This is a genomic window from Arthrobacter sp. 05T442, assembly GCF_056395945.1.
Genome location: NZ_JBFTKM010000009.1, coordinates 134,187 through 156,899 on the forward strand (window position 1 = coordinate 134,187; position 22,713 = coordinate 156,899).

Genomic DNA, 22,713 nt, shown 5'->3' on the forward strand with positions numbered 1-22,713 from the left:
TACTAGGAGGTCGGTATGGCAGCCACTGGCCAGGATGACAGGCCGGACTTTTTCACGCGGTTTACGACCAAGACCGCCAAAGTCCTCGGGCACGCCTGGGTGTTTGCGGCGGCCGTCGCCGCACTGATTGTGTGGGCGTGCACCGGCCCGCTGCTCGGGTTCTCCGATACCTGGCAACTGGTCATCAACACCAGCACCACGATCGTGACGTTCCTGATGGTGTTCATCATCCAGAACACCCAGAACAGGGATACCGCGGCCCTGCACGTAAAGCTTGACGCCCTCATGCTCGAGCTCAAAGTCAGCAACGCGAAGCTCTACGACGCCGAGAACGAGGGCGAGAAGGAAATCGAGCGCCAGCGTAAGCGGATTGAGGACGCCGCCGAAGCCGGCGGTGAATAGCTTCAGTCCTTGTCCAGCTCCGCGAGGAGGGACTTGGCCGCTTCGGCGATGTCATCGTGGCCGTTTTGGGCGGCCCGGCTCTCCGCGGCGATGACCGCGCAGCGGTGCAGCCGGCGGAAGTCGCCGAACGGAAAGCTGTAGCGGCCCTTGGTCTCCGGCGTCTTGTCATCGTCTTCACCGAGGTGCCAGGTGCCGTACTCGGCGTAGCCATGGTTGTCGATGAACGTGTTTTCCCGGCCGGCGTCGGGGGCGTGTTCGCTCCAGTCATCGCGGACGTCGCGGGTGGCTTTGCCGTCCCTGATCAGTTGCCGTGCGTGCTTCAGAGCGGCCTTGTTCAGTTGGATGCCCATTGCGTTCCTCCTTGCTTGCGCGGCTTACGCGCCTTTTTCGGCGTCCCAGTCGACGTGGACCCACCGCTGGCCTTCGCCGTCCCAGGATTCCGAGTGCCCGAGCAGGGCAATGTCTTCAAAGCTCGCCTCGATCTGATGCCGCCGAAGGGTCTCGCGAAGTTCCTCCGTGGCGGCGCGGACCGCGGCCGCCACTTCTTCCGGCTTGTCCGAGGCGACGCGGGCGGAGGCTGAATAGGTAGCAGTCATGGACCCCATCCTTATCGATCCGTGCCCGCAACGGAACCCCCGAGCTTGTGCATGGTGTCGGCGAGCAGTTCGACGAACAGCTGGACCTGCGCCGTCTGCTTCTCATTGATCAGCAGGGCAAAGACGTTCCGGGCCAGCCGGATCTCGGGAACGTCGAGGACCACGACGCCGGCCGGGCGGTGCAGGAGCGCGAGTTCCGGGACCAGGGCCGCACCCAGGCCGGCCGCTGCCATCTCCAGGCTGGCGTGGAAGTCGTCGCTGTACGCCACCACCCGCGGGTGCAGGTTGCAACTGGCGAACAGCCGTTCGATCACGGTGGCATCGCTCGTGCCCGGGTGGTGGACAATCCACGGCATGTCGGACAAATGGTCCGCGGCCACCTTCGAGTCCGTACCGATGCCCCAGGCCGCGGGCAGCACCACCCGGAAGTCGTCGTCGCCGATCCACTGCCGGTTCACGGTGTGCGGCCACGCCAGGCCGGACTGGCCCACCTGGTAGACGAGGGCCACGTCCAGTTCGCCGCCGGTGCGCAGCCCTTGAATGGTCTGGGCAGGCTCGGCCACGGACACGCGCAGGTCGATGCCAAGCTTCTTCCAGGCAGGGTTTTGCAGTATCCGCGGCAGGACATACGTGGCGAGGCTGGGAAAGATGCCCAGGCGGAGTTCCTGGCTGGTGCTGTCCTGCGTCCGGGAGGCCGCGGCCATGAGGGCCTCGATGTCCGTGAGGACCTTGGCGGCGTGGCGCGTCATGACCACCGCGGCTTCGGTTGGCTGGATGCTGCGGGCCGAACGCTGGAAGAGCGTGACCCCGGTATCGCGTTCAAGGGCGGACATCTGCTGGGACACTGCCGACGCCGTGTAGCCCAGGCGGCCCGCCGCTGCCGCGAAGGAGCCCAGCCGGATCACTTCAACGAGGGTCCGCAGATGGACGGGGTTAATCAAGGGCTGCCCTTCGACTGGTGGGAATGCTTGCCGCGCCGCGCATGACGGACCGGAAAACCCGCTTCATTCTGGCATATCCGGGCAGCGCGGTGTGCGCTGCGGCATGCCTGCGGAATGTCTCCGGGGCTGGGCGGCAAACATGACGGACAATCCCTGAAGGCGGCCGCTTTGAATTAATACTCATCCGTCCGCCCCTTGGTTTCGAATTGCCCATAAGAGAATTCACCAGGACGAGCCACGCCAAGCAACAGGAGCAGAAAAGTGTCGCAAGCAGCAGGGATTCCGGAGGGCCGGCGGGTAGCCGTCATCGGCAGCGGCGTGGCGGGCCTGACCGCTGCCTACGTGCTCAACGGGCAGGACCGGGTGACGCTCTTCGAGGCCGATTCCCGGCTCGGCGGCCACGCCCACACCCACGACGTGCCGCAGGCGGACGGCTCCACCCTCGGCGTGGACACCGGCTTCATCGTCCACAACGAGCGCACCTACCCCACGCTGCTCCGGCTCTTCGCGGAGCTGGGGGTCGAAACGCAGGAATCGGAAATGAGCATGTCCGTACGCTGCGACGGCTGCGGCCTCGAATACGCCGGTGCCCGGGCCAAGGGCCGCGGCATCATTCCCCGGCCCTCCACCCTGCTGCGCGGCCGGTACCTGCTGATGCTGCTGGAAGTCACCCGTTTCCACCGCCGGGCCCGCGCCCTCCTCGCCGGCCCAGGTACGCCGTCCCGGGCCGGAACGCCGTCCCGGGCCGGAACGCCGTCCCGGGCCGGAGAACCGGAGCTGACCCTGGGCGACTTCCTGGCCAGGGAGAAGTTCAGCGCCTATTTCATCTCGCACTTCATGACGCCGGTGGTGAGCGCGGTGTGGTCCTGCGACCCGACCACCGCGCTGGCCTACCCGGCCCGCTACCTCTTCACGTTCCTGGGCCACCACGGGCTCCTCGGCGTCACCGGCTCGCCCCAGTGGCGGACCGTCAGGGGCGGCTCACGCAGCTACGTCGACAAGCTGGCCGCCACCCTGCCCGATGTCCGGCTCGCCACCCCCGTCACCGGGGTCCGCCGCCACGCTGACGGGGTGGAACTGACCACGCAGCACGGGACGGGCAGCTTCAGTACGGAGCACTTCGACGCCGTCGTGATCGCCACCCACCCGGAGCAGGCGCTGCGCATGCTTTCGGACGCCTCACCCGCCGAGCGCGAGGCCCTGGCCGGCATGCCCTACTCCGTCAACCACACCGTTTTCCACCGCGACGAGGCCGTGCTGCCGGCCAGCGCCAATGCCAGGGCGTCCTGGAACTACCGGCTCCCGTCCTGCGACGCCCGGCCGGACAAGGTCCTGGTCAGCTACGACATGACCCGGCTGCAGCGGCTCGAACCGGCGGACGGACGGCGCTACATCGTGAGCCTCGGCGAATCCGGGCTCATCGGGGACGGCACCGTCCTGGACCGGATGGTCTACGAGCACCCGCAGTACACCCCGGAGTCGCTGAAGGCCCAGCAGCAGATCCTCGGGCTCGGCGATACCCGCCTGGCCTTTGCCGGGGCATACCACGGCTGGGGTTTCCACGAGGACGGCGCCCTGTCCGGCGTCAAGGCCGCGGCCCGGCTGGGACGGGACTGGGACCGGGTTCCGGCCACTATTGCTGCCGTCTCGATCGACCCGGACCTGCAAAGCGTCGCTGCGGAGGGCTCATGAGCGCCCCGGCTGCCATCTACCGCACCTCGATCGCGCATGTGCGGCGCACGCCGCTCAGGAACGCCTTCACCTATCACAGCTACGGCTGGTACGTCGACGTCGACCATCTCCCCAGGCTGCCGCTCCTCCTGAAGCCGCTCGCCGGCTTCCGGGTTGCGGACCATCTGGGCGAACCCGACGGGACCCTCCGCGGCAACGTTGAACGGTTCCTCGCCACGCAGGGGATCGGGCTCGACGGCGGCCGGATCACCATGCTGGCCAGCGCCCGGGTCTTCGGGCACGTGTTCAATCCGCTGACCCTCTTCTGGTGCCACGACACCGCGGGGCAGCTTCGATGCGTGATCGCCGAGGTCCACAACACCTACGGCGAACGGCACTGCTACCTCCTGGAAACCGACGACGCCGGACGGGCCAGCGTCCCGAAGGCGTTCTACGTCTCGCCGTTCAACGACGTCGAGGGCCAGTACCAAATGAAACTTCCGGAACCCGGCGAACGGCTGGCGGTCTCGATCGTCCTGGAGCGGGAAGGGCACAAGCCCTTCATCGCCACCATGGACGGTGAACGCCGCGAGGCGACCGTCCGGAACATCCTGGCCGCGGCGCTCGCCGTCCCGCTCGCCCCATTGCGGGTCTCCGCGCAGATCCGCTGGCAGGGCATCAGGCTTTGGGCACGCAGGCTGCCCATCATCAAAAAACCACACCACCCTTCACAGGAGGCAGTTCAGTGACAATGACCGAAGCGACCGGGTCCTCCGCGGGCCGGGCACAGGGCCCGGCCCCCGCCGGCCGGGTCCCCTACACCGTTCCCCAGCCGCCCGTCACCGTTGACGCCGCCATCTGGCCCAGCATCGCCACGGTGCCCTCGAGCCTCAAGGCCCGCGTGGCCGGCCGCGCCGCGGACGCCATCTTCCGGGCCGCCGTCCGCAGCCTGCCGCTGGAAGTCCGCTTCCCCGACGGCACCGTGCTCGGCAAGGCCGCCATCCCGGGCCAGGCCTACCCCGTGATGACCATGAACCGGCCGGACGCCTTCGCTGCCCGGCTCGGCGACGGCGGACTGATCGGCCTGGGGGAGTCCTACATGGCCGGAGACTGGGACGCCGATGACCTCACCGCCGTCATGGAAGTCTTTGCTGCCCGCGTCGGCACGCTCGTGCCGGAACCGCTGCAGAAACTGCGCGGCCTGTACCTGCCGCGGCAGCCCCGCAAGGAACGCAACACCGAGCAGAACACCCGCTCCAACATCGCGCGGCACTACGACCTCTCCAACGAGCTCTTCGCGACGTTCCTCGACAGCACCATGACGTACTCCAGCGCCCTCTTCCCGGAGAGCGGCGACGCCCTGCGGAACGTGGCCTGGGACGGCCTCGCCGCCGCCCAGCAGGCGAAGATCGACCGGCTCCTGGACAAGGCCGGCGTCAATGAAGGCACCCGTGTCCTGGAAATCGGCACGGGCTGGGGCGAACTGGCCCTGCGTGCTGCGGCCCGCGGCGCGACCGTCTACTCCGTGACCCTCTCCAGCGAGCAGCAGGAGCTGGCCCGCCGGCGTGTGGCCGAGGCCGGCTACGCCGATGCCGTCACGATCGAGCTGAAGGACTACCGCGCGGTGGAAGGGGAGTACGACGCCGTCGTGTCGGTGGAAATGATCGAGGCCGTCGGTTACGAATACTGGGCCACGTACTTCCAGACGATCGAGCGGGTCCTCGCGCCCGGCGGCAAGGTGGCCATACAGGCCATCACGATCGCGCACGACCGGCTTATCGCCACCCGCACGAGCTACACGTGGGTGCACAAGTACATCTTCCCGGGCGGCGTCATCCCGTCCGTGCGCGCCATTGAGGACATCACCGAAAAGCAGACCGGACTGCGTGTCCGGGAACGACTCGCCATGGGCGAACACTACGCGCAGACCCTGCGCCTCTGGGAGGAACGTTTCATGGCCCGCGCCGGGGACGTCGGAGCGCTGGGCTTTGACCCCATCTTCCAGCGCATGTGGCTGTTCTACCTGTGCTACTCCCGCGCCGGGTTCGAGACCGGCTACCTCAACGTCCAGCAGATTGTGCTCGACCGGGCGTCCTCCGCGGGCCACGCATCCCAGGGAGCGGCCCAGGGAGCGGCAGTATGACCGCCCCGCTCGCGGACACCGTCGCCGAGGTCCTGCGCCCGGTGGTCGGCGGGGAGCTCCCCGTGCGGCTCGTGGTCTGGGACGGCAGCGAGGCCGGCCCGGCAGGGGCGCCGGTCGTGCGGCTCAAGTCACCGGACGCGATCCGGCGCCTGCTCTGGGCGCCGGGGGAACTGGGCGCCGCCCAGGCCTACGTCACCGGTGAGCTGGACGTCGACGGCGACCTCAACTCCGCCCTCGTACACCTCTGGAAGGTGGTCCGGGACCGCGGACTCGCCGGCATCCGGCCCACGCCGGCTGTCCTGGCCGGCGTGGGCAGGATCGCAAGGGCCGCCGGAGCGCTGGGCGCCCCGCCCCAGCCTCCGGCCAGCCAGGCCCGGGTCAGGGGCCGGCTGCACAGCCTGATCCGGGACCGCGCGGCGATCAGCCACCACTACGATCTCAGCAACGATTTCTACGCCCTGATCCTGGATCCGCAGATGGCGTACTCCAGCGGCTACTGGGCCGACTCCTCGCCCGGTTACGGGCTCGAGGACGCCCAGCGGGACAAGCTGGACCTGGTCTGCCGCAAGATCGGACTCAAGCCGGGCATGCGAATGCTCGACGTCGGCTGCGGGTGGGGCTCGCTGAGCCTGCACGCCGCGCAGCACTACGGCGCCGACGTCGTCGGGGTCACCCTGTCCGTCGAGCAGAAATCGTTCATCGACGCCCGCATCACAGAACGCGGCCTGGAGGGGCACGTTGAGATCCGGGTCCAGGACTACCGGGAGATCCCGGACGGGCCGTTCGACGCCGTCGCCTCCCTCGAGATGGGCGAGCACGTCGGCCAGCGGAACTATCCCGTCTATGCCGGGGCACTGTTCAACAACGTCCGGCCCGGCGGCCGGGTCCTGGTCCAGCAGATGTCCCGGCGCGGCAAGCACCCCGGCGGCGGCCCTTTCATCGAGTCCTTCATCGCCCCGGACATGCACATGCGCCCGGTGGGGGAGACCCTGGGCTTCCTCGAGGCGGCAGGCCTCGAGATCGAGGGGGTCCAGGGCATGCGCCGTGACTACGTACGCACCCTTGAGGCCTGGTACGCGAAGTTCGAGGAGAACCATGACGCGGCCGCCGCAATGATGGGCAAGGAGATCGCCCGGGTGTGGCGGCTCTACCTCGTGGGGGCGCTGCGAAGCTTCGCCGAGCGCCGGATGGGCGTGGAGCAGATCCTCTGCAGCCGGCCCGCAGATGTCGCCGGGCCCGTGGCCTGAGGGCCCGGGGATTACCGGGGGAGCTAGAAGAGTCGCGATCGTTCAAGGCGGGCACCCCAGGTGTCCGCCTTTTCGTGTGACCGGACACCACATCTGGTGTTTGGCGCCACTGCCACGGCCTGGTGCGACACGCCGTCCACGGTCCGACACGCAGGGGAATTAATTGTGCATACCCACTCCACAGGGTGTGGATTTCGTCCTCGAAAATGGCTGGAATCCGGACATTTTGAGGGCCCCCGCCTGTGGATTAACGGTGCATTAAATGACATACTTGTAATACATCATCTTGGGGTCCTCGTCCGGCTCTTGCACTACATGTAGTATCGACATACGGTTCCAGCAGAGCGGCAGAGGCCGCAGGCAAGGCCAGTAACGGATAAGGATTCCTGACCCGGATCGGCCACCGACACGGCTGACAACCGACGCTAGACCAACGACGCTGGACAAGAGACTCAGCTCAGAAGATTTCAACAAAGGGGACAGGGACCATGACCGTTACGGTTTACACGAAGCCGGCCTGTGTTCAGTGCAACGCGACCTACCGCGCGCTGGATAAGAAGGGCATCACCTACCAGAGCGTCGACATCTCGCAGGACGCGGATGCCCTCGATCGCTTGAAGGCCCTGGGCTACATGCAGGCCCCGGTCGTCGTTACGGACCAGGACCACTGGTCCGGCTTCCGCCCGGACAAGATCGAAGAACTGGCGCAGGCATACGCTGTCGCCGTAGCCTGAAACACTGCTCGAAATGAGGTGACTCCCATGGCACCTGTTGCAACGGCACCCGCCGCCCTCACGGCGTCGGACGCTGCGCGGACCACCAACAGCCACCTCATCTACTTCTCCTCCTCCTCGGAGAACACGGCACGCTTCGTTGCGAAGCTGGGCGTCGACGCCGCCCGGATCCCCCTCCACGCGAGGGATTCCGCGCTGGTGGCGACCGAACCCTACGTGCTGGTGCTTCCTACCTACGGGGGCACCGGGGGAGAGGGATCCGTTCCGAAGCAGGTCATCCGCTTTCTGAACGATCCGAGGAACCGGCAACAGCTCCGTGGAGTGATCGGGGCGGGCAACACGAACTTTGGGGACAACTACTGCATGGCCGGCGACATCATCGCCGCGAAATGCCGGGTCCCGCACCTATATCGTTTCGAACTCATGGGGACGCCGGAAGACGTCAGCCGAGTACAACAAGGATTGGAAGAATTTTGGACACGACTGTCGCAGGCACGGAAGTAACCCGGAGCGGCGCGCCCGCCGTCGAAAAGCACGTCGAGAAGCACACGGTCCCCGGTGAGAAGCCGGCCATGCCGGCCGCCTACCAGGGCTTGGGCTACCACGAGCTCAACGCCATGCTGAACCTCTACGGCCCGAACGGGGAGATCCAGTTCGAGGCCGACCGCGAGGCCGCGCACCAGTACTTCCTGCAGCACGTGAACAACAACACCGTGTTCTTCCACGACCTCGAGGAAAAGCTCGACTACCTGGTCAAGAACGAGTACTACGAGCGCGAAACCCTCGACCAGTACACGATGAACTTCATCCGCGAGCTCTACAACCGCGCCTACAAGAAGAAGTTCCGCTTCGAGACCTTCCTTGGCGCGTTCAAGTTCTACACCTCATACACGCTGAAGACTTTTGACGGAAAGCGCTTCCTGGAGCGCTACGAGGACCGCGTCTGCATGGTGGCCCTGCACCTGGCCCGCGGCGACGAGCAGCTTGCCACCCAAATGGTGGACGAGATCATCGAAGGCCGCTTCCAGCCGGCTACCCCGACGTTCCTGAACGCCGGCAAGCGCCAGCGCGGCGAGCTGGTCTCCTGCTTCCTGCTCCGCATCGAAGACAACATGGAGTCGATCGGCCGGTCCATCAACTCCGCGCTGCAGCTGTCCAAGCGCGGCGGCGGCGTGGCGTTCGCGCTGACCAACATCCGCGAGGTCGGCGCGCCGATCAAGCAGATCGAGAACCAGTCCTCCGGTGTCATCCCCGTGATGAAGCTCCTCGAGGACAGCTTCTCCTACGCCAACCAGCTCGGTGCCCGCCAGGGTGCCGGCGCCGTGTACCTGCACGCGCACCACCCGGACATCTACCGCTTCCTGGACACCAAGCGGGAGAACGCGGACGAGAAGATCCGCATCAAGACCCTCTCGCTCGGCGTCGTCATTCCCGACATCACCTTCGAGCTGGCCAAGAAGGACGAGGACATGTACCTGTTCTCGCCGTACGACGTCGAAAAGGTCTACGGCATGCCGTTCTCCGACGTCTCGGTCACCGAGAAGTACTACGAGATGGTGGACGATTCCCGGATCAAGAAGACCAAGATCAAGGCGCGCGAGTTCTTCCAGACCCTCGCCGAGATCCAGTTCGAATCCGGCTACCCGTACATCATGTTCGAAGACACCGTGAACCGGGAAAACCCGATCGACGGCAAGATCATAATGTCCAACCTGTGCTCCGAGATCCTCCAGGTCTCCCAGCCCACCACGTACCACGATGACCTGTCCTACGACCAGACCGGCAAGGACATCTCCTGCAACCTGGGCTCGCTGAACATCGCCAAGACCATGGACTCGCCGGACTTCGGCCTGACCATCGAGACGGCCATCCGGTCCCTCTCCGCAGTGTCTGACATGTCCAACATCACCTCGGTGCCCTCGATTGCCCGCGGCAACGACCAGAGCCACGCGATCGGCCTCGGCCAGATGAACCTGCACGGCTACCTGGCCCGCGAGCGGGTCCACTACGGTTCCGAAGAGGGCCTGGACTTCACCAACATCTACTTCTACTCGGTCGTGTTCCACGCGGTCCGCGCCTCCAACCGGCTGGCCATCCAGACCGGCCAGACCTTCGGCGGCTTCGAGAAGTCCAAGTACGCGTCCGGCGAGTTCTTCGACAAGTACACGAACCAGGAATGGGTCCCGCAGACCGACAAGGTCGCGGAGCTGTTCAAGAACATCCACATCCCCACGCAGGATGACTGGCGCGAGCTGAAGGCCTCCGTCATGGAGCACGGCATCTACAACCAGAACCTGCAGGCTGTGCCGCCGACCGGCTCGATCTCCTACATCAACAACTCCACCTCCTCGATCCACCCGGTGGCGTCCAAGATCGAGATCCGCAAGGAAGGCAAGCTGGGCCGCGTGTACTACCCGGCGCCGTACCTGACGAACGACAACCTGGAGTACTACCAGGACGCGTACGAGATCGGCTACGAGAAGGTCATCGACACCTACGCCGCGGCCACGCAGCACGTGGACCAGGGCCTGTCCCTGACGCTGTTCTTCAAGGACACCGCCACCACGCGCGACATCAACAAGGCCCAGATCTACGCCTGGAAGAAGGGCATCAAGACCATCTACTACATCCGTCTCCGCCAGCTCGCGCTGGAAGGGACTGAGGTGGAAAATTGTGTCTCATGCATGCTTTAATCAACTGATTTAGGTTGATCAGGTGAAATGATGGAAACGACGACGGCGACGGGCGGCTTGGTCTACGGCATCCGGCTTCGGCGGGAGGTCGAGTACCGCTATGTCGGTATCACGACTAAGACGGCCAGTCGTCGTTTCCATCAGCACCTGCGAGTGGCTGCTGAGGGTCGCAAGACGCCGTTCTACGATTGGCTCCGAAAGCATGATCCGGCTGATCTCATAGCCGACGAGCTGGACTGGATCGAGGGCTTGCCCGAGCTGGGACAGGCGGAGATCGAGTGGATCAGCTACCTGCGACGCGAAGGAGATCGACTGCTGAACCTTGCGGACGGCGGTCTGGGTCCGACCGGCGTGGTGTGGACGGAGGAGATGCGGGAAGCCGCACGCATCCGCAATACTGGACGGAAGGGACTGAGCCGGCCAGGAGCTGCAAATCCCTTCTACGGTGGAAAGCACAGTGCCGAGCAGCGCAAGAAATGGGAAGTCAGCCGCAAAGGAACAAACGCCGGCGAGGACAATCCGAACTTCGGGAAGTTCGGATCGGACCACCCAAGCTTTGGCCACAGAATGAGCGAGGAAGCCCGCAAGGCTCTTTCCGAAGCCAGGAAGGGCCCGGGAAATCCAAACTTCGGCAAGAAGGCCAGCGACGGAACGCGAGCGAAACTGTCCGCTGCTCAAAAAGGCCAGCCGAAGCCGGCAAGCCAACGTAGTGCCCACACCAGACATCACACCAACAAAGGCATCGAGAACGCCGAGTGCAGCTACTGCATCGAGGACTCAGCCAAACCCAGTTTCTCTGCAGAAAGCGAGTCGGAGTCATGACAGCAAAAGTAAAGCTTCTCACCCATGTTGATGCGATCAACTGGAACCGCATCCAGGACGAGAAGGACGTGGACGTCTGGAACCGTCTGGTCAACAATTTCTGGCTGCCGGAGAAGATCCCGCTGTCCAACGACGTTCAGTCGTGGGCTACGCTGACCCCCGACGAGCAGCAGCTCACCATGCGCGTCTTCACCGGTTTGACCCTGCTGGACACCATCCAGGGCACTGTCGGCGCCGTCTCGCTGATTCCGGACGCGATCACGCCGCACGAAGAGGCTGTCTACACGAACATCGCGTTCATGGAGTCCGTGCACGCGAAGAGCTATTCCTCGATCTTCTCCACGCTGGCCTCCACCAAGGAGATCGACGAGGCGTTCCGCTGGTCCACCGAGAACGTGAACCTTCAGAAGAAGGCCCAGATCGTCATGGACTACTACCAGGGCGACGATCCCCTGAAGCGCAAGGTGGCCTCCACGCTGCTGGAGAGCTTCCTGTTCTACTCGGGCTTCTACCTGCCGATGTACTGGTCCTCACGCGCCAAGCTGACGAACACGGCCGACCTGATCCGCCTGATCATCCGCGACGAGGCCGTCCACGGCTACTACATCGGCTACAAGTTCCAGAAGGGGCTGGAGGGCCTGTCCGAGGAGCGCAAGCAGGAGATCAAGGACTACACGTTCGAGTTGCTCTTCGAGCTGTACGAGAACGAGGTCCAGTACACCCACGACCTCTACGACTCCGTCGGTCTGGCCGAGGACGTCAAGAAGTTCCTGCACTACAACGCCAACAAGGCGCTGATGAACCTGGGCTACGAGGCCATGTTCCCGGCCTCCGTCACCGACGTGAACCCGGCCATCCTCTCGGCCCTGTCGCCGAATGCGGACGAGAACCACGACTTCTTCTCGGGTTCGGGTTCGTCTTACGTGATTGGCAAGGCTGTTAATACTGAGGATGACGACTGGGACTTCTAGGTCTGTGTGAGATCGGAGGCTAGTTGGCGGTTTTACCATTAGTTGTGAGTTGCCAAGATAGTTGGCACAAGTGACAAGTTAGTTGGCCACTGACAAACGACATGGCATCGGTGACAAGCTAGTTGGCAAATTGTGAGGCCAGAAGTTGGTTGGCGGTTCTAGCGGTCGTTAGCGGAACTCGACTCCAAATCTGGTGAGGACTCACCGAGCTGGCGTTAGAAGGACCAAGCCCGACCTGCAGATAAGAACCTAGAACGGCCGCCGTACGCAGACACGTGCGGCGGCCGTTTAATTAGTCACTCGTCGGTGGCTGCAAATCTGAAACAAGCGTGCAACGAAGAGCCTGGAAGGCAAAGACATGGGGACGCTGCAAATTCAACAGGTGAAACGCAGGCTGGAAGACAGCATCGTTCCCCATCTCGACCTTTCCGACCTCAGCGCCCACGGTCCGCAACAGAGTTCGGCGATGTCGCTGACCCGGGCGCTCACGGCGTTCGTCGTTCACAAGCGTTCCGACCTGTCTTTTCAGGATGCGGCAGCGAGCGTCGTCGATGAATCGGGAGATAACGGAATAGATGGGCTGGCAATCCTGCCCGACGCCGATCGGCTAATCGTTGTCCAGTCGAAGTGGTCCGAGAACAGCAGGGGAAGCGCTGAGCTCGCAGAGATGATCAAGTTCCGCGAAGGCATCAATGATCTGGTAACCATGCGGTGGGACAAATTTGGTCCAAAGGTCAAGAGTCGCGCCGCAGAGTTGGAAACCCTTCTACTTCTCAATCCCGAAGTTAAGATCGAGATCGTCTTTGCCCACATGGGCTCTGGCGAGTTGGCTGACGTGGTAGCCCGGACGATGACCGACTTCGTAGCGGACCAGAACGACTCCGTCGGTGACTCTTTTAGTTTCAGCTACCTCGATCAGACGCTCATCCATCAACTGCTGATCGATGAGCGCCAAGCTCACGACATCGATCTGACGGTGACTTTGTCCGATTGGGGCAGCTTGGATGGACCGCCAAAGGCGATTTATGGCCATACACAGGGATCCGATGTTGCTGCGTGGTTGAACGACAACGGAGAGCAACTCTTGGCCAAGAATGTCCGCGTCTTCCTCGGCGATTCCGAGGTTAACAAGGGGATTAAGGAAACTGCAGTCAAGACACCGGACGAGTTCTGGTATCTAAATAACGGCATCACCGTGCTCTGCAAATCTTTTGAGAAGCACGTCGCGGGCGGCACCGATCGTCGCGTGGGGACGTTCACCATCAAGGGAGCATCGGTTGTCAACGGTGCCCAAACAGTTGGCGCTCTCGCTCAACTGGGGAACACGGCATCGGCACAAGCACTGGAGTCAGTGCGCGTAACTGTTCGATTCATCTCCCTGGACGACGCATCCGACAATTTCGGCACACGGGTCACGCGAGCCACCAACACACAGAACAGGATCGGTGGTCGCGACTTCGTCGGCCTGGATCCAGAACAGGAACGGCTGCGCAACGAATTCGCTGTTGAACGTCTCGTGTATGCCGTTCGGAGCGGCGAATCAGACCCGAATCCGACGGACGGTTGCACATTTGACGAAGCGGTGGTGGCTCTAGCCTGCTCTGCGTCCGACGTGGACCTGGCAACACAGGCGAAACGGGAGATTTCCAGGTTGTACGCCGACACGTCCAAGGCCCCCTACAAGGCCCTTTTCAATGCCGAGACTACTTCAACTTCGATCTGGCGTCGTGTTCAGGTTCTCCGCCACGTGGATGAATATCTCGGTAGCCCTAAGAGGGCTTGGACCGACAGCCGCGCTAAAGGATATGCAATCCACGGCAACCGAGTCATTGCACATCTTGTTTTTTCTCGGCTAGAGCGCTCATCTCTGGACGACTCCTCATCGACTTGGTCACCTGATGCTTCGACGTTGGACGCACTCACCGGAGCCTGCTATCAAGCAATGGTTGAAGTGGCCGAAGCGGAATACGACGGCTATCTTGCGAGTCTCTTCAAGAACTCGACGAAGGTGCGACGAATTAGGTCTTTGGCGATGTCCAAGCTCGCCACACCCAAGAACTAGCCTGGGGCGCCTGATGACGGGACACGTAGTGCTTCGGCCGCATGAAGCGCTAATGCCTTAGCTGGCACGAATTTATTGTGGCCATTACGGGTCGAAGTCCGACGGAGGAGGAGTGGCGCCGCCAAGCGCCGCGCAAGTCTGGCTGTGTGCGCCGCAGGGACGACAAGGATCGCTCAAATTTGCTTCTGTCTTGGTTGCCTCGCGCTTGGCCACGGGCCGACTAAACTCGAACGGTGATAACAGGCGAAATCAAATCTCAGGTAGACAAGGTCTGGAACGCGTTCTGGACCGGTGGCATCTCCAACCCTCTGGAGGTGATCGAACAGATCACCTATCTGCTCTTCCTGAAGCGCTTGGATGAGAACCAAACCCGGGCGGAGAACAAGTTCAACCGCACCGGCAAGCCGGTCGAAAACCCGGTCTTCCCGGTCGGCCTGGATGAAAAGGGTCGCTCGTACCAGGATTTCCGCTGGAGCAAGTTCAAGAATTTCTCCCGCGACGAAATGTACACGGTCTTCGCTGAGCACATCTTCCCGTTCCTGCGCACCGGGCTGGTCCAGCTGGCCAACGGCGAGGAATCCTCATACGCCCAGCACATGAAGGACGCCCGATTCACCATCCCCAACGCCGGGCTGCTCGAAAAAGTCGTCGACATCATCGACGAGATCCCCATGGATGAGCGGGACACCAAGGGCGACCTCTACGAATACATGCTTGGCAAGATCGCATCCGCCGGCACCAACGGCCAGTTCCGCACGCCCCGCCACATCATCGACCTGATGGTGAGGATGACAGCGCCCGAGCCGATGGAAGCCATCTGTGACCCCGCCGCCGGCACCGCAGGATTCCTCGTCCAGGCCGGCGAATACCTCCGGCAGCAGAACCCGAACCTGCTCACCAATCCGGACCAGAGCCAGTTCTTTCATCACAGCCAGTTCCACGGCTACGATTTCGACAGCACCATGCTGCGCATCGGCTCCATGAACATGCTCCTCCACGGCGTCGAAAACCCCGACATCACCTACCGGGACTCGCTGGCTGATCTGCACAGTTCCAAGGAGGAAAAATACGACGTCATCCTCGCCAACCCGCCCTTCGCCGGCAGTCTGGACTACGAAAACGTCGCCAAGGACTTGCTGTCCCTGGTCAAGACGAAAAAGACTGAACTTCTCTTCCTGGCCTTGTTCCTGAGGCTGCTCAAGCCCGGCGGCCGAGCCGCGGTGATTGTGCCCGACGGGGTGTTGACCGGACTGTCCAAGGCACATGTGGAAGTGCGCAGGATGCTCGTTGAAGACCACCACCTCCACGGTGTAGTCAAGCTCCCATCGGGTGTCTTCAAACCCTATTCCGGGGTTTCCACCGCAATTCTGTTTTTCGCCAAGACCAACTCTGGCGGCACGGACAACGTCTGGTTTTACGACGTGAAGTCTGACGGCTTCAGCCTGGACGACAAGCGTATGCCGTCGGGAACTTCGGACCTGGATGATGTCCTGTATCGGTGGCAGCGGCGAACCACAGAGGGGCGGGGGCGGACCGACCAGTCCTTCTTGGTCCCCAAGTCGGAAATCGCCGAAAATGGTTATGATCTTTCGCCGAACAGGTACAGAGAAGTTGTCCACGAAGAGGTGGACCACCAGCCACCAGCAGCCATCTTCGCCAATTTGGAACAGCTTGAGCGGGAAATCACTTTGGGAATGTCTGAACTGAAAGATCTCATCGGTGGTTGAGCACGTAATGACCCGCACCGTCGAGTTGGAGGAAGTCGCGGATGTGAATCCACGCTTTTCCGGGGCCATTGACGCGTCAACTGCAGTAACTTTTGTTGGAATGGCTGATTTGTCGGCTGACCGAGCTGTCACCGAAGCACATGAGTCGAGACCATACAGCGAAGTGGCCAAGGGATATACGGCTTTTGAAAATGGTGACTTGCTAGTCGCGAAGATTACTCCGTGCTTCGAGAACGGGAAGATCGGCCAGGCCCGACTGAAGCATCGGGTTGGATTCGGGTCCACTGAGTTTCATGTGGTCCGGCCCGATCCGGAACAAGCTGACGGCAGATTCCTCCTGCACTTCCTCCGGTCTCCCAGATTTCGTTCGCAAGGCGAAATGCGGATGACTGGTAGTGGCGGACAGAGGCGAGTCCCAGCTGACTATGTCAAGAAGGCGAAGCTCAATCTCCCTCTCCTCGATGAGCAGAAGAGGATCGCGGTCATGCTAGACAAAGCCGACGAGCTTCGTGCACAACGCAGCCGAGCGATCGCCAGCCTTGACAACCTGAAGCGTTCCATCTTCCATGCAATGTTCGGCGATCCCGTGCGCAACGAGCGAGGCTGGGATTCACACCCCGTTTCCGACTTCGTATCCGATGCCACTGGAGGAAAGAACGTCGTCGGATCCGTCGATGAAGATGGGGGGTACCGCGTTCTGAAAATCAGCGCCATAACGTCTCTCCGGTTCAATCCCGTCGAGACTAAACCCTTGCCAGCAGGCTATGTCCCTCCGGATCGTCACCTCTTGCGCAACGGTGATGTGTTGTTTAGCCGAGCTAACACTTCAGAGCTCGTGGGAGCAACGGTGTTGATCCGTGAGGCCCCCGAAAAATACGCGCTACCGGACAAGATCTGGCGTTTGGAGTTCGATCCGGCGTTCCCCACAGATCCTCGGTTCGTTGAGACACTTTTCCAGCACAAGGCATTTCGGTCCAAGGTCTCCGCCCTGGCGTCAGGATCCAGCGGCTCAATGAAGAATATTTCCAAACCCAAACTATTGGGTATTCAAGTTGGGATGCCGCCATTGGGGCTTCAAGTGGCCTTCGGTAGCCAGGTCGAAGCCGCGGTACGCCTCCAGGACGCTGGGCGTACACAGCTCGCTGAATTAGACGCATTGTTCGCGTCCCTCCAACACCGGGCATTTGACGGGAATCTGAGATGAGCGAAACTGCTTCCCCCATTACTGAGTCCGAAGTGCCGATTTGGCCTCTCTTTGTGGCCCATGTGCTCCGGGTCCTGTCCGCAGGCGAAACGCTGCACCGCCGAGACATTGTGAGCCGCGCCATTGACTCTGCTCGGCTGTCCGAGGCCGCGCGTGCGGAGACGCTGAACACCGGCGGCCTTCGATGCGAGCAGAGGCTTGGATGGGCTATCAGCAACCTCCTCAAGGCAGGATGGATCGAGCGGCCGGTCCGGGCAAACTACCGCATCACCGCGGCCGGTCGGGAATGGTTCTCGAAGCACCCTGATGGGATCAGCGACTTCTCCTCGGCTCGGACGATCTTCGCTCCGTTCTGGCCGCAATCAGATGGTACGAAACCCGTAATGTCCGCAGTCGACGAGACTCTGGTGGAGGACGTTGACCCGATCGAGCAGATCGAATCTGGGATCAACCGCATCCACTCGGACGTCGGCGATGCACTCCTCACCCGCCTTCGTGAGAGCCATCCCGACTTCTTCGAGCAAGCGGTTGTTGATCTGCTCCTCAGGATGGGGTACGGCGGGGCCGAAGAGCGGGGAAGACGGATCGGCGGCAGCAATGACGGCGGCGTCGACGGCGTAATCGACCAGGACGCGCTGGGCCTGGACCGCATCTACGTGCAGGCCAAACGTTACGCCGATGGCAATACTGTGGGCCGTGAAGCTATTCAGGCCTTCGTCGGCGCACTGCACGGTGTCGGCGCCTCGCGCGGGGTTTTCATCACCACCAGCGCTTTCACGTCCGGCGCACGGGATTACGTGAAGGCGGTTCCGTCGCGGGTCATCCTGATCGACGGTGCCCGGCTTGTGGGGCTGATGATCAAGTACCGGGTCGGAGTCCAGGTGAAGCAGAGCTACGACATTGTCGAGCTCGACGAGGACTTCTTCGAGTAACCGCGCGGCCTATGGAACCAATCGCATTTCCGCTGGTTTGAGTTGAAACCGGTGTCGCCCGGCCACATGCCGGTCACCACCATTTAGGCTCTAGAGGAGAATATCGACTGAGGAGTGGCATTGGGGGATGTTAGGAGCAACTTCGCTGTACTGCAGGCGGAGTGGCCGGTTATTGCGAAAGAAGCGCGGCTAGCCGAGCTGTATGCGCGGAAAGACCCTCGGTCTTCGCTGCTCTACGCGCGGCGGTCCGTCGAAGCGCTGCTGGCCTGGCTGTACGACGCCGACGACTCGCTGACGGTGCCTTACAAGAGCGATCTCAACGCCCTGATGTCGGAACCGACGTTCAAGCGCCTCGCGGGCGAGACGATCGTGAGCAAGTTCCACCTCATCCGCAGAGTGGCGAACAGCGCTATCCACACCAATGCTGCCATTACCGTCCAGCATTCCGAGCAGACTGTTCGGGAACTTTTCCACGTCTGCATCTGGCTGGCGCTCCGCTACACCCGGGATCCTGCCAACCGCCCGGCCTCGACGATCGCGTTCAACGGTGAGTGCCTTAGCCCGCCGCCGAAACCGGGGGTTCAGGCGCCTGCCGATAAACCCCGCTCGGCCGACCAGACGGCGAAACTCGCCGAAGAACTGGCTACCAAGGATGCTGCCCTGGCCGCGCAGAAGCAGGACAACGAGCAACTGCAGTCCCAGCTGGCGGCCCTGCGAGCGGAGATAGGCCGGGCGAAAGAAGAAAACAAGAAGCTCCCGGACAGCCACGACTACTCCGAGGCAGAAACCAGGGTCTACATCGACCTATACTTGGGCGAAGCAGGATGGGCGCTGGATAAGGCCGAGGACCGGGAATTCGAAGTCCACCACATGCCCACCCACGCCGGCCCCGCTACCGGAACCGGGTTCGTGGACTACGTCCTGTGGGGATCCGACGGCAAGCCACTCGCCGTCGTCGAAGCCAAACGGTCATCCAAGTCACCGTACGAGGGGCAGCAGCAGGCCAAGCTCTACGCCGACGCGCTGGAGACGGAGACGGGCCAGCGCCCGGTTATTTACTACAGCAACGGCTACGAGCACTGGATCTGGGACGACGCCTCAGGGTATCCACCCCGTCCCGTTCAGGGCTTCCACACCCGGGACCAGCTCCAGCTCATGGTCGACCGCCGCACCACCCGTAAAACGCTGGCCGCGGCGCCCATCGATACGGAGATCGCCGGCCGCAGCTACCAGCAGGCCGCCATCAGGGCCGTCACCGATGCCCTGGAAACGGATAAGGAACGCAAGGCGCTGCTGGTGATGGCGACAGGCTCCGGCAAGACGCGTACCGTCGTCGCGCTCTCCAGTCTGCTGATGCAGGCAAACTGGGTCAAACGGGTGCTGTTCCTGGCCGACCGCGTAGCCCTGGTCGACCAGGCGGCCCGCGCCTTCAAGACCAATCTCCCCGGTTCGTCCCCGGTGGTCCTGGGCCGGGATGTGGAGGCGGACAGCCGCATTCACATTGCCACCTATCCGACGATGATGAACCTGATCAACGAGCGGACCGACGACGGCACGGTCCTGAAGCAGCGGTTCGGGATCGGCCACTATGACTTGATCATCATCGATGAGGCCCACCGTTCCGTGTATCAGAAGTACCGGGCCATCTTTGACTACTTTGATGCGTATCTGTTGGGTCTGACCGCCACCCCACAGTCCGAAGTGGACCGCAACACTTACTCCTTGTTCGACATCGAGGACCACGTCCCCACGTTTGCCTACGAGCTGACGCAGGCCATCTCCGACGGTTACCTCGTGCCGCCCCGGACCATATCAATTCCGCTGAAGTTCCCCGTCGAAGGGATCCGCTACGAGGAACTCTCGGAGCAGGAAAAGGAGGAGTGGGACTCCGCTGAATGGGATGAAGACGGGGAGATACCAGACGCAGTGGATCCGGCCATCCTGAACACCTGGCTGTTCAACTCCAACACCGTGGACAAGGCACTCGAGGTGCTGATGACACGCGGGCACAAGGTCGCCGGGGGAGACCGGCTCGGGAAGACGATCATCTTCGCCAAGAATCAAAAGCATGCCGAATTCATCGCCGAACGGTTCAACGTCAACTACCCCCAGTACGGGGGCACCTTCGCGAAGATCATCACGCACAGCGTCAACTACGTCTCCACCCTGATCGACGCCTTCGCCCGCACCGAGGACAGTCCACACATTGCCGTGTCAGTAGACATGCTGGACACTGGCATTGACGTGCCCGAAGTGGTCAACCTGCTCTTCTTCAAGGTGGTGCGCTCGAAGACGAAGTTCTGGCAGATGGTGGGCCGGGGAACCCGACTCAGGCCGGAACTGTACGGACCTGGTCAGGACAAGCATGACTTCTTCATCTTCGACGTCTGTCAGAATATTGAATACTTCAACGCCGAGCTGCCCGGTTCCGAAGGATCCCTGGGACAGTCGTTGGCGCAGCGCAGCTTCGCCGTTCGGACACAGCTGCTGGCCGAAGCCCGCACAGCCGGGCTCGACGGCGACTTCGTGCCGGCGCTCCAGTCCGGCCTTGTGGGCCAGGTAGCGGGGTTGCCCCGGGAGAACTTCCTGGTCCGCCCGCAACTGCAGTGGGTAGAGAAGTTCGCCAATGCCCACTCGTGGGCCGCACTTGGCACGCAGGACCTGACGGACCTGCAGACCAAGCTGGCACCCTTGGCGACACTGGCTTCCGCCGCCGATACTGAGGAAGCCAAACGCTTCGACCTGCTGATGTACCAGGCACAGCTGGCTTCGCTGACCTCTGCCGCGGCCGTCGAGCCGTACCGCAAGAAGATTGTCGAGATTGCTTCCGCCCTGCAGGACCAGCCGAACATCCCCGCCATCGCGGCCCAGATGCTCCTGATCCAGTCGATTCTGGAAGGCGAGGAATGGGGCCAGGTCTCGCCGCAGTGGCTTGAGCTGATCCGGGTGCGGCTCCGGGGGCTGGTGCACCTGATCGAGAAGAAGCGCCGCAAGGTGGTCTACATGAACTTCGAAGACACCCTCGGCGAGATCGTGGAAGGTGAGCTGAAAGGGACCGTGACCGGATCGGTAGATCTGGCCCGGTACCGCGAGAAGGCCCGGATGTACCTCCAGGGCTTCCTGGACCACATGGCTATCCATCGCCTCCGCCGCGGGCTGCCACTGACCGAGACCGACCTTGCTGAACTCCAGCGCATGCTGATTGAGAGCGGCGCGGGTTCACCCGAGGAACTTGAAGCAGCCACTGAGCAGGCCGAGGGTCTTGGGCTGTTCGTCAGATCCCTGGTGGGCATGGATCGACAAGCGGCGTTGGATTCCTTGTCTGGGTTCGTGGGAGACAAGACTCTCAACGCCAACCAGCTGCACTTCGTTGACATGATTGTCCAGCAACTCACCGAGAACGGCGTCGTGGACGTCGGCGCGCTGTATGAATCTCCCTACAGCGACGCTGCGCCTGCGGGGCCGGAGAGCTTGTTCCCGGAGGCGGATGTGGATCTTCTGGCTGAGGCGCTGAACCGGGTTCGCGTTTCGGCGATGGTGGGGTAGCTGTCGCCTTGGTTAAGTCCGGTGCAGAGAAGGAAGTGTCTGTGGAGGTTATACCGAGTCTTGCCATGTCCATGGTTGGAAAGCTGCTTGAGGAAGTGTCGTGGGAGCACGCCACAAGTTACCGTCAGGGTGGCCGGGGACGCGAGAACGTACTGAGCGCAGAAGTCATGATGGCACTGGACTTCCTTCCCCGGGACCGCTTCCTCGGTGCCGCAATTCGTGCCGCCAAGGGTGCCGACCACGCTAGGAATGTCCTGATCAATGAGATCGAAGAGGCCGAACTTCGATTCCTGCCCGGGGATATGACGCTCGCCCCGAACCGGCCAGGAAATGACCAGCTCGTGGTGCAGCCAGACGCCCTCATAACGTCTCCGAGCTCTTTTGCCCTCGTTGAGGCCAAGCGTGTTCGAGCGAGTTCATTCCAGCCCGAGCAGCTGGCAAGGGAATATGTGGCAACGATGGCGCATGCCGGAACTCGCACTCCTTTGATCCTGTTGCTGGGTGCACGACCACCTGTTCTGGTTCGAGGCCGTGGGCGAATGAGCGTCGAACGGGCCATCTCGTCGGAACTTGAGTCCGTTCTACTTCGCGCCAAGAACGAGCACCTAATGATGGATCGGATGGTTGAACGGATTCCCGAAGTGTTCTGCTGGATCACCTGGGCGGAACTATCGGCCGTGATTGCCAGTCAGGCTGCGGGCTTCTGGACGACGGACCCGTCTGTCGACGCCTCTGTCCAGCGCCTCGCGAAATCCATAAGTTCGTCTATTGCGTGGCACGCGTAGCCGGAGTCAGGCGCCAGACGAGACTGCCGATTCGATGACCTGCGAACTTGCTATTCCCACAGCGGCAACAATATCTATCCGCGGGACGGCCTAGCCCGGGGTTTTCATGGCGCAGCGTTTGGCGTGCGTGTTTAAGCAGGGAAAGGGTGCTCTGAGCTGGGAAAATAGTGGTTGTCGAGACCGTTATTTGCCTTGCGAAGGAGCACCCTTTCGATGCAGAAGTCTACCCGTGTTTTT

General features: G+C 62.4%; 19 protein-coding genes. 16 read left to right on the plus strand and 3 right to left on the minus strand.

Annotation, left to right across the window (positions count from 1 at the left end; genetic code table 11):
- Positions 1-15: 15 nt before the first annotated feature.
- Positions 16-402 (plus strand): low affinity iron permease family protein, encoded by a 387-nt coding sequence (locus tag AC1DES_RS11040; protein WP_476895738.1) that lies wholly within the window; start codon positions 16-18, stop codon positions 400-402.
- A 2-nt stretch (positions 403-404) separates the two neighbouring features.
- Here the strand turns inward: AC1DES_RS11040 and AC1DES_RS11045 are convergent, their stop codons facing one another.
- From AC1DES_RS11045 to AC1DES_RS11055, 3 genes are read right to left on the minus strand one after another with little or no spacing between them, the layout of a single operon-like run.
- Positions 405-752 carry a hypothetical protein gene (locus AC1DES_RS11045; RefSeq protein ID WP_476895739.1) on the minus strand — a complete coding sequence of 116 codons (348 nt, stop codon included), beginning with the start codon at positions 750-752 and terminating at the stop codon, positions 405-407.
- Between the two features lie 24 nt (positions 753-776).
- Entirely contained in the window at positions 777-998 is a 222-nt protein-coding gene (locus AC1DES_RS11050; RefSeq protein WP_476895740.1) for a hypothetical protein, read from the minus strand.
- 11 nt (positions 999-1,009) lie between these two features.
- Positions 1,010-1,939: a LysR family transcriptional regulator gene (locus AC1DES_RS11055; RefSeq protein ID WP_476895741.1), complete on the minus strand. Its 930-nt coding sequence runs from the start codon at positions 1,937-1,939 to the stop codon at positions 1,010-1,012.
- A gap of 261 nt (positions 1,940-2,200) precedes the next feature.
- Here AC1DES_RS11055 and AC1DES_RS11060 point away from each other — a divergent pair, with 261 nt between their 5' ends.
- From AC1DES_RS11060 to AC1DES_RS11130, 15 genes are all read left to right on the plus strand, one after another.
- The gene (locus AC1DES_RS11060) at positions 2,201-3,631 is read left to right on the plus strand and encodes an NAD(P)/FAD-dependent oxidoreductase (RefSeq protein ID WP_476895742.1); all 1,431 of its coding nucleotides are present in this window, start codon (positions 2,201-2,203) and stop codon (positions 3,629-3,631) included.
- Positions 3,628-4,359 carry a DUF1365 domain-containing protein gene (locus AC1DES_RS11065; RefSeq protein WP_476895743.1) on the plus strand — a complete coding sequence of 244 codons (732 nt, stop codon included), beginning with the start codon at positions 3,628-3,630 and terminating at the stop codon, positions 4,357-4,359. Before AC1DES_RS11060 ends, AC1DES_RS11065 begins: the two co-directional genes overlap by 4 nt.
- Positions 4,360-4,361: 2 nt before the next feature.
- Complete coding sequence (locus tag AC1DES_RS11070) at positions 4,362-5,753, plus strand: class I SAM-dependent methyltransferase (protein ID WP_476895758.1); 1,392 nt, start codon at positions 4,362-4,364, stop codon at positions 5,751-5,753.
- The gene (locus AC1DES_RS11075; RefSeq protein WP_476895744.1) at positions 5,750-7,000 is read left to right on the plus strand and encodes a class I SAM-dependent methyltransferase; all 1,251 of its coding nucleotides are present in this window, start codon (positions 5,750-5,752) and stop codon (positions 6,998-7,000) included. Before AC1DES_RS11070 ends, AC1DES_RS11075 begins: the two co-directional genes overlap by 4 nt.
- A 488-nt stretch (positions 7,001-7,488) precedes the next feature.
- Positions 7,489-7,734, plus strand: a complete 246-nt coding sequence (gene nrdH / locus AC1DES_RS11080) for a glutaredoxin-like protein NrdH (protein ID WP_476895745.1) — start codon at positions 7,489-7,491, stop codon at positions 7,732-7,734.
- A gap of 27 nt (positions 7,735-7,761) precedes the next feature.
- Positions 7,762-8,238, plus strand: coding sequence for a class Ib ribonucleoside-diphosphate reductase assembly flavoprotein NrdI (nrdI, locus tag AC1DES_RS11085; protein WP_476895746.1), 477 nt, complete (start codon positions 7,762-7,764; stop codon positions 8,236-8,238).
- A gap of 68 nt (positions 8,239-8,306) precedes the next feature.
- On the plus strand, positions 8,307-10,427 hold the full coding sequence (gene nrdE, locus AC1DES_RS11090; RefSeq protein WP_476895759.1) for a class 1b ribonucleoside-diphosphate reductase subunit alpha: 2,121 nt from the start codon (positions 8,307-8,309) through the stop codon (positions 10,425-10,427).
- 27 nt (positions 10,428-10,454) lie between these two features.
- Positions 10,455-11,249 carry an NUMOD3 domain-containing DNA-binding protein gene (locus tag AC1DES_RS11095; protein WP_476895747.1) on the plus strand — a complete coding sequence of 265 codons (795 nt, stop codon included), beginning with the start codon at positions 10,455-10,457 and terminating at the stop codon, positions 11,247-11,249.
- Complete coding sequence (nrdF, locus tag AC1DES_RS11100; RefSeq protein ID WP_476895748.1) at positions 11,246-12,220, plus strand: class 1b ribonucleoside-diphosphate reductase subunit beta; 975 nt, start codon at positions 11,246-11,248, stop codon at positions 12,218-12,220. The genes AC1DES_RS11095 and nrdF overlap by 4 nt, the downstream gene beginning before the upstream one ends.
- A gap of 358 nt (positions 12,221-12,578) precedes the next feature.
- Entirely contained in the window at positions 12,579-14,282 is a 1,704-nt protein-coding gene (locus AC1DES_RS11105) for an AIPR family protein (RefSeq protein WP_476895749.1), read from the plus strand.
- Between the two features lie 233 nt (positions 14,283-14,515).
- Positions 14,516-16,009: a type I restriction-modification system subunit M gene (locus AC1DES_RS11110; RefSeq protein WP_476895750.1), complete on the plus strand. Its 1,494-nt coding sequence runs from the start codon at positions 14,516-14,518 to the stop codon at positions 16,007-16,009.
- Positions 16,002-17,213, plus strand: coding sequence for a restriction endonuclease subunit S (locus AC1DES_RS11115; protein ID WP_476895751.1), 1,212 nt, complete (start codon positions 16,002-16,004; stop codon positions 17,211-17,213). Before AC1DES_RS11110 ends, AC1DES_RS11115 begins: the two co-directional genes overlap by 8 nt.
- Entirely contained in the window at positions 17,210-18,145 is a 936-nt protein-coding gene (locus tag AC1DES_RS11120; protein ID WP_476895752.1) for a restriction endonuclease, read from the plus strand. The genes AC1DES_RS11115 and AC1DES_RS11120 overlap by 4 nt, the downstream gene beginning before the upstream one ends.
- A gap of 120 nt (positions 18,146-18,265) precedes the next feature.
- Positions 18,266-21,691, plus strand: a complete 3,426-nt coding sequence (locus AC1DES_RS11125; RefSeq protein WP_476895753.1) for a DEAD/DEAH box helicase family protein — start codon at positions 18,266-18,268, stop codon at positions 21,689-21,691.
- A 41-nt stretch (positions 21,692-21,732) separates the two neighbouring features.
- Positions 21,733-22,476, plus strand: coding sequence for a hypothetical protein (locus tag AC1DES_RS11130; RefSeq protein WP_476895754.1), 744 nt, complete (start codon positions 21,733-21,735; stop codon positions 22,474-22,476).
- Positions 22,477-22,713 lie beyond the last annotated feature (237 nt).